An 8,741-nucleotide genomic window follows, 5' to 3' on the forward strand; every position below is an offset into this window, starting at 1 on the left:
GTCGCGGAGGGTGGGGAAGGCGCCTGACCGCAGCCTATCGCCTTGTCGGATGAAGAGGTCTATGCAGGCCTTCACAAGGCTTAGGAGAGGCTTCGGATGAGAATCGCAATCTGCCTCGCATTGACTGCGGCAGTGGCTGGGTGCGCGACATCGCCGGTCGACTATGAGGCGTCGCTTTCGCAGCAGGACCAGAAATGGGCTTCGCCGGCATGCCAGCAGGCCCGCATGGCGGCTTCGGATTACCAGGCTCGCGAGAAGGAGCATCCGGGGTGGGGTTTCGGCGTCCTGCTTGGTCCATACTCGATGGGGCTCGTCGCAGCCATCAAGGAGCATGAGCAGAAGCAACGAAAGCTGTTCGCCCGCGAGGTGCATCTGCAATGCTCAAGCCTGCCGTTGCCGAAGGAGCTGCAGGGCAATTTGAACCCTGGGGAGCCGCCGACGAAGTACCCATAGCCCTGCGGCGCCTTCCGGGCAGAAGGCGCCGGGCTGCGGAGCGAGTGATGGAAAGCCGCCGTTGGCGCGCACCAGCCCCAAGGCCGTTGAAGCGCGGCTGCAAAGTATCGGCGACGACCCGAAGCTCCAACGTCTCGCGCAGCAACTGGCCAAGAACGATAGTCTCTCCGTCAGAGCAACCTGCGCTACGTCGACAGGATCGTCAAAGGCATCGAGAGTGACTTCACCAAGGTTGATGGAGACATCCTGGTCAAGAATGACCAAGGCCGGCACCGGCTTGGCGATTTCTCGATCTCGTTCAAGGGCCAGGCAATGCTGACCTCTAAGGATACATTCGAAGCATTCGCGGGCTGAGTCCCCTCGCGGCGCCCGTCACCTCGGCAGGGAATCTCCCGGTGCTGAGGCCCTTGCAAGTGCCCGAGGGGGGCAAGGCGGATCTTGTTCGGGCGGATCGTGCTGTTCGTGACGGCGGCGTATTTGCGGATTGTGGAGGAGAGGTAGGGGGGATTTGGTGTATGGCTGCTTTGGGGCCGAAACCGGACCGGCAGCTTCGGGATCACTTGATGGCTAAGCTGCCATTCGGCGACCCACCCGGGTGGATTCACCATCAGCCCCTTATGCGATGAGCTTCATCCTCTAACGAACGCGCGGTACTTTGAGAGGGCGGCAACCGTTATTAACATGTAAACGTTTGGTTAGTTCGAGAACTCAGGCTACCTTCGCGCCTGCCGCTGCATCCGCCTGCATCTTCTGAACCATATGGTGCGCCGCAGCGGCTCCTTCAGAGCCGCCTTCGACATGAACGGTGGGAAAGGCGATCTTGATACCGTTCTCATCGAAGGCCTTCTTGATCATCATGTAAGCGTTCCGCTTGATGCCGAATTGGGTGCCGGGCTTGGTCGTCAACTTCATCCTGAGCACGATGGCGAAATCGCCGAAACTGTCGATGCCTTGCATCTTCAGCGGCTCCAGCGTATCGGCCGCGAACTCCGGATCGGCCGCCAACTCCTGGCCAATCTTCTTGATCAGCTTGCGCGCCAGCTCGACATTGGAATCATAGGTCACGTTGACTGTCATCTTCTCCATTACCCAATCGCGGCTCATGTTTTGTATGGCGCCAAGCTCGCTAAACGGGACCGTATAGACCGGGCCTCGATGGTGACGCAGCCGAACCGAACGAAGGCTGAACGATTCGACAGTTCCTTTGTAGGAGCCACTCTGTATGTACTCGCCCACGCGGAAGGCGTCGTCCAGCATAAAGAAAACTCCGCTCAAAATATCCTTGACCAATGTCTGGGAGCCGAACCCAATGGCGACTCCGAAGATACCAGCACCGGCAATGAGTGGTGCAATCTGGACGCCCAGCCCAGACAGGATCGTCAGCACCGCGACCGCGACGATGAAGACAGCAAGCGTGTTGCGGAAGATCGGCAGGAGCGTGCGAAGGCGCCCGGCGCGGGCTAGCTGATCGGCACCGCTCACGTCCGTTGGCGCGAGGCTCATTCTATATTCGATCAGGGCCTTCGAAATCTGCCAAAGCAGGTCCGAGACCAGGAGGATGATGATGGCGTTCAGCAGCCCGGTTATTAGAAAGCCGGCGGTTTCGTTGCCGGCAAATTGTGCTGCCCGGATACGCCAGATATAGGCGAGCCAGGCTACGGCCCCAGCAATGACAAGTGCTCCCGCCCCTCTGACGACCAGGACATCTGTGATCACACCGATCGCGCCGCTGCGCTTCGATCTACCGACCAACGCATGCGCCGCGGCAGCCACGCCGCGAACGGTAGTCGGCAAAACAAGGGCAAATATGCCAATCCACAGCACGCCGATCAGGCCAGCGACCCAGACTGCCCAGAGCACGACCAGAAACAAGGTGAGCAGGGATCGCTTGAGCAACGAGCCGCGCGAGCCAGGCCGGCGCCAGACGACGTCGATCGCGGTCGCCAGGATGCCAAGCCCGAACAGAAATGCGGCGAGCCCCGCAACCTCCTTGGAGAAACCAATGCCGGGCATAAAGCTGGCGATCGCCCAGCCGAAGAACAGGAAGCCAGCGATGAGGCTGGCCCGCCAAAGCCAGAAACTGGTCGATGTTTCATTCTCGAAAAGCGGCCTCGGTCCGTCGTATGCCTCGCTCGCGTTGCCGCCGAACGCGAGAAACAGTCGAGCGATGGCACGAACGACACGGAATGCGATGAATGCAAGAAGGAGCGTCAGAATTATCCTGCGCAGCAACGCCGGCCACTCCAAGGCCATAAACGCGCCGGCGCTCGAGATGGTAAAGCTCAGCAGACCGGTTGCCTCAAAAAGGATAGCCTGCACCGCATCTGCTTGGGAAGTTGCGCTACCCGGTCTTGCAAGTGCTCTGCGGACCAGCCACTCAGCCCCGAAGCCGACCGCAATCAGGATAGCAAGTATACCTAGGACGAGCCCGGGCCGCCCAGAGTTCACGTCGCGCGAGATAATCGAGGAGGCATTGGCCACTTCTTCGGGCACGCGCGGGATGCCTGCAACGAACGCACCGACACGGTCACGGATTTTTGTCCCCCAGCCAGACAGCGTGTCGACCACGGAAGTTTCGGGCCCTTCCTTCGCCGGAGGGGTCCTGACTTCCAGCCACGCCTTTACTTCCGGGTCGGATAACAGGTCGAGAAACTGCCTTGCCTTTGCCGGTGGCAGAGCGGTTGACGCCTCCTGCGCCCACGACACACCTTGAAGAAGGAGAATGAGTGCAATGGCGACGCCTGACAGCATTGAAAGTCTAGGACGCAGTGCATTGTTCATGGCAACCTCCAAGCCGCGGGTAGTTATCTGCACCACGCGATCATCTATCGGCTTTATTGCGAAGCGACGCGTTGGGCAGCGGCCCACCTTTATTCCGACACACGATGCTCGACCCGCGGTGAGTTGATTACGGTCACTCAGTCGTCGGATCCCCTTTAAGAATTGCCTCGAGCTCACTTGGTTGAGAGCCATTGTTACCCGTCCCAACGTCCGCGACTGGAGTGCTGACCGTCTTTGCTGCGGCATTGCCGATTGTATCGACGGTACCTGCAACCACCAGGCCCAGTTGGTCGCCAAAACCCACTCTCGAATCCGTCAAAATTTGTCCGGAAGCCAATTGCGCGCCAAGCAGTTGGACGATTTCCGGACTTTCCGCAAACTTGCTGTGATTCAAACGATCAGCCGTCTCTACGACGGTAAGGTCAAGAACGGTTATTCCCGCCGCTTGCAACTTCGACTTATAAGGCTCCTTCGACGGATCAGCCTGCCCTACCCTATCGACGTTGCCGGCAATCAGGCGCGAAATAGCGAGCGCCCGATCGTCCCGTGAGACGGTGATAGTGAATTTCGGCTTCTTCGGCCCGAGTTCGTTCCACTGTCGACCAAACACGTCCACATCGAGGTCAGGAGATGCAAGGATGACATTCCTGATCTTTGGCGAAACTTGCCCGTCCTCCAGCGCCATCTGTCGCAACGATTCCATGGCCAGCCACGTTCCCATGGAGTGAGCCATGACTGTAATGTCCGTCACACTGCGATCATCCGCCAACGCCTTTAACGTTCGCTCAAATGCAGTGCGGGAGAAGTTAGCGCTTTCCTTATCGTAATTGTAGCCGAGCACGCTCGCGCGCGAGGGCCACGTAAAGAGAATAGGCGTGACCTTCGCTTTTGAGTCATTCACAAATTGCGCGAAGCGAAAAACCGAATCCTCGTAACGGTTGTTGAAACCGTGCACGAAAACGAGCACACGGCCGTTCGGATTGTGGGAATGCAGCCAATCGTGAGCCTCAGGGATCGACAGACTTTTCGCAGCAACAACAGCGAAATCCTTGTCCGGATCAGGTGGCAGCTTCTTTGGCCATTCGACGGTGCCCACTGCGCGCTTTGCCGGAATTGAAATGGTAAGATCTGTCAAGGAAAGCGCCGGACTGCGCTCGCCTGTAAACAGCGTTGCGGGGTCGCCGGAGGGTTTGCGGCTTGTTGCCACCAACATTGTCACGTCCGACGCCGACGACGAAACCCTATTCTCGGAAATCGGAGTAAGGACGCCTTGAGGCCTTCCTCCGCATGCAGTCAGGGCAAGCAGAAAGAGAGCCGATATACCTCTCATAGCCCGTCTGTTGAGTGATAAACGCCGCACCATCAGTTACCTTTACTTTTTTCATCGAACATCGAGGCGCGAAGATAATCGTCGACTAGGGGAAATCTCCCTCACGCTGAGCGCGTGATACAACGGAAGCCGAGGTGGCAAGTCGATGTGTCTACAGACTGCGCCATGCGTGCGGCGGGCCGGTAACGCCGGCAGTAGCTGGGAGCGCACAGGAAAGATCCGCCCTTGGTCACCTTGCGCGGAATCTTGATATCAGGCATCGCAAGGTCGTAACTCGCCTCGCGCTCGCCACCGCGCGGGTTCGTCATCGTGCAACATGGGCTGTCTATTTGGCCGTGCTCCTGATACCAGTCAGTGGTCCACTGCCAGACATTGCCAGCCATGTCGTAGAGCCCGTAGCCGTTCGCCGGAAACGAGCCTACCGGCGCGGTCCATTCGTAGCCGTCCTCGCAATCGTTTCGAAATGGGAACTCGCCCTGATACGTGTTGGCCATATGCTGGCTTTCAGGGTTTAGTTCGTCGCCCCATACGAAATCTGCTCCCTCCAGTCCGCCGCGCGCGGCGAACTCCCACTCGGCTTCGGTTGGCAGCGCCTTTCCCGCCCAGTCCGCATAAGCTTGGGCATCTTCAAAGGCGATGTGGACTGCGGGGTGATTGTCGAGCCCCTTGATCGAACTCGCAGGCCCGCGTGGATGGCGCCAACTAGCGCCCTTCACATATGCCCACCACTGGTAGTGACTGCTTCGATCGGCGTCAGGTGGCGGCCTGACGAATATCGCCGATGCAGGGGCAAGCATCTCCGCCGGCGCGCCGGGATAGTCGGCTACATTGGCAGGACGCTCGGCCAGCGTGGCATAGCCCGTCTCGGCGACGAACGTCGCGAAATCCCTGTTTGTGACAGTCGTCACATCCATCCAGAACCCATTCACCACGACACGGTGAGCCGGGGCTTCTTCCGGATAGTGGTGGTCCGAACCCATCAAGAACTCGCCACCGGGGACCCGCACCATATTTTCCAATCGCAGGCCGTGCTCAGGAACGAAACGGGCACCGTCCGAATCACGTGAAAACAGCACAGCCGCGCCCGCCTCATTCATGACTTTAAGTCCAGGCACATTTCGGATTCGATCTTGCGTAATCAGTCTCCGAGCTCATTGAACAACGAAGATGAATCAGCCGAGATCGGCGGTGCGCCGAAGGTCAACTTGATCGCTTCCATCATCAGGAGTGGCGGTGCCATTTGTTTCGCGAGATCCACGATTTTCCCTTTCAATTCCTTAACCTTGTCGGGTTCCTTGTCCGCTAGATTGTTCTTCTCGGATTTGTCGGCGGCAAGATCGAACAGTTCGGTCCGCTCCAACACGCCGGCCGACCATACTAGCTTCATCTCGCCTTCACGGATTGCGCCGCCGGTCGGGTCGACATTGTAGACAATCTCGTTGCGGGGCGAGGGCTTGCCTTCGCTGATCGTATCCCACACGTTCATGCCGTCGAGCGGCTTGTTCTTGGTCATTTTCGCCCCGACAACCGCAGCGAGCGTCGGATAGATGTCAGAGACATGTATCATGCCGTTCACGTCACCCGCTTTCACCTTACCTGGCCAGTTCACCAGGCCGCAGACGCGGGTGCCGCCTTCGTAGAGCGTGCCCTTGCCATCGCGGTAAGGTCCGTTGTCGGCCGGCAGGTTGCCGCCAACCTTCGATTCGCCAGCAAACATGGCCGAGCGGACGCCGCCGTTGTCGCTTTGGAAGATAATGATGGTGTTGTCGCGGATCTTCTTCTTCTCGAGCGCTGCAACAACCCGGCCAATCTCGTCGTCCATCACTGAAACCATGGTGGAGTAGAGCCGGCGCTGCTCATCGGCGACGTCAGCATATTTCTTGACGTCCTTTTCGGGTGCCTGATAGGGCGAATGCGGCGCGGTGAACGCCAGATACAAGAATAGCGGCGCCTTACCGTCATGTTTTGCGACTACCTTGGCGGCTTCCGTGCCGAACAGAGTGTTATCGTAGCCAGCCTCCTGCAGCGGCTTGTTGTTCCGGTACCAGTCCATCACGCCATGCGAAGCGTGCTTGAAATGGTCGATTTCGCCGACCAGGGCGCCGTAAAACGTATCGAATCCGCGCTGGCGCGGCCAGTATTCAGTCTTTGCGTGACCGAGATGCCATTTGCCTACCATCGCGGTCTTATATCCTGCGTCCTTGAGCATCTGAGGCAGGAGATACTCGTCGGTGGCAAGACCGTAGCTGCCACCCGATGGGATAACGCCCATCTGCAACCCGTAGCGTAGCGGGTAGCGCCCCGTCATCAGCGCCGCGCGAGTGGGCGTGCACATTGGCTGGGCATAGAATTGTTCCAGCCGCGCGCCCTCGGCTGCGAGTTTGTCGATGTTTGGCGTCTTGATGTCCGAGCCGTGGAAACCCACGTCCTTCCAGCCCTGATCATCGGAAATGATGTAGACGATGTTAGGGGGTGCCGGCTCTGCCGCCACTGGCTCAACTCCAGCAAGGCCAGCGAGGGCGCCCGATAAGCCGGCCGGAGCGGCAAACCGCGAAACGACAGCCGCCGTGCCGGCCATCAATGCATCGCGGCGAGTTATCTTGTTGCCTAAACCGGCTTCAGCCGGGGAATCTTGATCGCTGCTCATACTTCTTGCCCTTCCACCCAACGTCACGCTTTCCCGAAGACCGCATTGTCGACGACCGTCGTTTCCGTTCCCGTCCAATAAGCACATTCTTTTATTGCGCCATCGAGAACTTATAGGTGAAACCCAGCATTGGGCCCTGCTGAGTGACCTTATTCACGAAACCATCATGGCTATATTTATCGTGTACAGCTCGATAGCCGACAAACATCGACGTCTTTTCGCTGAATTGATATCCGGCGCCACCCATTACATCCCACATGGACTTAGACCCTACCCCGAATCCACCGACCAGGCCCCAGCCTGCCAAGTAAATTCCGTTACCGACATTGGCCTTGAATTTGGCACCGATCACTGGATCGACCCATGTGTCGCCGTCGTTCACCGAGGTACCGTCAATGGCGCCGCCGTGGAATTCGAAACGGTTGTCGACCGACCACAGGCGGGCACCGGCCATCACATCGAAATTCGTCCCGTCTTCATAGTAGAGGCTATAGCCGGCAAGCGCCGTGCCCATGAAAGTGCTCACCGTCGCATCGATTTTTGAAGCGAGTATCCCATGGGGCGTGTTTATGTCGGCGTTGAGCCTGGCGTAAACTATATCGGTGCTGACGGTGAAACGGCCATTGCGAGCCTCCGAAACTCCCATGAACCCGAATTTGAGGTGCTGGAGTACGTCGCTGAAGCTCACGTCGACATCCTGAGGCGGGAATCCGAAGAGACCGCTTTCTCCCTCAATGCCTGATGCCCATAGATACGGGGCAACAGTCATAGTCCAGCCTTCGTCTTCCTGCCTGGTTGGGTCTGCCGCTAATGCGTTGAACGGAGAAAGTGCGAATGCTCCTGCCGCCACCAGAGCGGCCAAACGAAACCTATCTATGATCGTCCCCATCCGTCCTCACCCAAAAGCCGTTCCGCTATGGCCGCGCAATATTCATTTGCGCTGTTTGATTTCGCGCAATTCACCTCTAAGCTGCATCTAATATAAAAGTTGCGCTATCCAATTTGCGCAAAGGACGTACTTTGAGCGCCTGGCCGTCATCACCTTCGTACAGGGACGTGCAGCTTGGCCCTGACGAGCTCAGCAGCGCCGCCTCTGGTCTGCCCGTGAAGATCGACAAGCTTTCGCCCGGCTCGCTTCCGTCGCGCATCAGGCAGATTCAGTCGCCCGGCAAATGGGCGCTCGATCTGTCTGAATTCAATTGCGCTTTCCGTGCTATTGGTGGTTTCGATGCAGGGGCCGTGGCCTTGGTGGGCATCGAGCGAGCCTGTGGGTCTACAATCTGCGGCATTCCGCTCGAAGACGATATGATCCTCGCAATTCCTGCGGGCACGAGCGTAATGGCGACAGTCCAGCCCGGCTTGACCTACACAGTTGCCATTGTTCCGACCGCGATTTGGAAAGAAATCCAAGCCATTGCCACGGGGATGATCATCGAGCAGCTCAGCGATCGCCCTGTGGCAGTTCGACCTGGGCGCAACGACGCTCAAAATATGCGCAGCCAGATAAAGTTGATGGCAGATCACCTCGGC

Annotated in this window: 7 protein-coding genes and 1 pseudogene; 3 read left to right on the forward strand and 5 right to left on the reverse strand. The window is 58.2% G+C overall.

Annotated features, from left to right (window positions below):
• The first annotated feature begins 96 nt into the window (after positions 1-96).
• Entirely contained in the window at positions 97-453 is a 357-nt protein-coding gene (locus tag EN750_RS08850; protein ID WP_127396183.1) for a hypothetical protein, read from the forward strand.
• A gap of 395 nt (positions 454-848) precedes the next feature.
• Positions 849-954, forward strand: a pseudogene (locus EN750_RS40575) (ABC transporter permease); the annotation flags it as partial.
• 207 nt (positions 955-1,161) lie between these two features.
• Here the strand turns inward: EN750_RS40575 and EN750_RS08860 are convergent.
• The 5 genes from EN750_RS08860 to EN750_RS08880 all read right to left on the reverse strand — a co-directional run bounded on the left by EN750_RS08860 (position 1,162) and on the right by EN750_RS08880 (position 8,100).
• Positions 1,162-3,234 carry a mechanosensitive ion channel family protein gene (locus EN750_RS08860; protein ID WP_127396184.1) on the reverse strand — a complete coding sequence of 691 codons (2,073 nt, stop codon included), beginning with the start codon at positions 3,232-3,234 and terminating at the stop codon, positions 1,162-1,164.
• A gap of 133 nt (positions 3,235-3,367) precedes the next feature.
• A complete protein-coding gene (locus EN750_RS08865; protein ID WP_127396185.1) occupies positions 3,368-4,597 on the reverse strand; it encodes an alpha/beta hydrolase in 1,230 nt (409 codons plus the stop codon).
• A 68-nt stretch (positions 4,598-4,665) separates the two neighbouring features.
• Positions 4,666-5,574, reverse strand: coding sequence for a formylglycine-generating enzyme family protein (locus tag EN750_RS08870; protein ID WP_127396188.1), 909 nt, complete (start codon positions 5,572-5,574; stop codon positions 4,666-4,668).
• A 128-nt stretch (positions 5,575-5,702) separates the two neighbouring features.
• Positions 5,703-7,211: an arylsulfatase gene (locus tag EN750_RS08875; protein WP_127396186.1), complete on the reverse strand. Its 1,509-nt coding sequence runs from the start codon at positions 7,209-7,211 to the stop codon at positions 5,703-5,705.
• Positions 7,212-7,302: 91 nt separating this feature from the next.
• The gene (locus EN750_RS08880) at positions 7,303-8,100 is read right to left on the reverse strand and encodes a hypothetical protein (protein WP_127396187.1); all 798 of its coding nucleotides are present in this window, start codon (positions 8,098-8,100) and stop codon (positions 7,303-7,305) included.
• A gap of 131 nt (positions 8,101-8,231) precedes the next feature.
• Here EN750_RS08880 and EN750_RS08885 point away from each other — a divergent pair.
• The coding region (locus EN750_RS08885; protein WP_189526101.1) for a hypothetical protein at positions 8,232-8,741 on the forward strand (510 nt) is incomplete at its 3' end.

This window comes from Mesorhizobium sp. M7A.F.Ca.ET.027.03.2.1, from assembly GCF_003999175.1.
Lineage (GTDB): Bacteria > Pseudomonadota > Alphaproteobacteria > Rhizobiales > Rhizobiaceae > Mesorhizobium.

Coding starts and splice junctions, on each gene's coding strand:
- EN750_RS08880 (WP_127396187.1), bottom strand. CDS start 8,100: ATGGGGACGATCATAGATAGGTTTCGTTTGGCCGCTCTGGTGGCGGCA.
- EN750_RS08860 (WP_127396184.1), bottom strand. CDS start 3,234: ATGAACAATGCACTGCGTCCTAGACTTTCAATGCTGTCAGGCGTCGCC.
- EN750_RS08870 (WP_127396188.1), bottom strand. CDS start 5,574: ATGGTGCGGGTCCCCGGTGGCGAGTTCTTGATGGGTTCGGACCACCAC.
- EN750_RS08865 (WP_127396185.1), bottom strand. CDS start 4,597: ATGGTGCGGCGTTTATCACTCAACAGACGGGCTATGAGAGGTATATCG.
- EN750_RS08850 (WP_127396183.1), top strand. CDS start 97: ATGAGAATCGCAATCTGCCTCGCATTGACTGCGGCAGTGGCTGGGTGC.
- EN750_RS08875 (WP_127396186.1), bottom strand. CDS start 7,211: ATGAGCAGCGATCAAGATTCCCCGGCTGAAGCCGGTTTAGGCAACAAG.